Genomic DNA, 270 nt, shown 5'->3' on the forward strand with positions numbered 1-270 from the left:
TTCAGAAGTGACCACCCCGAACGATAAAGTTTCTGTCATCGCCACCCTGCCCCTGACGCGCGATGAAACTTGGTCGCAGTTGGCAGTCAATGAATTGGTGATGTTTCAAGACGGCGATATCGTCCGCAGCGACCGCCCCGAGAATCCGGTTTATATGAGTGCGGAAGAGGGTTTGGAAATCGCCCGCGCCGTCGGTGTATCGGTTTAACGGTTGATTGACTGAAAAACTCAAGGCCGTCTGAAAGGACAACTTTGCCAAAGTTGCCCGTT

The 270-nt window shown here is 52.6% G+C and carries 1 protein-coding gene; it reads left to right on the forward strand.

Annotated features, from left to right (window positions below; all coding sequences use genetic code 11):
• On the forward strand, nt 1-208 hold a 208-nt coding region (locus ACTHS3_RS17915), incomplete at its 5' end, for a class II glutamine amidotransferase (protein ID WP_440368769.1).
• Nucleotides 209-270 lie beyond the last annotated feature (62 nt).

It is taken from the genome of Neisseria sp. P0009.S007 (genome assembly GCF_051962515.1).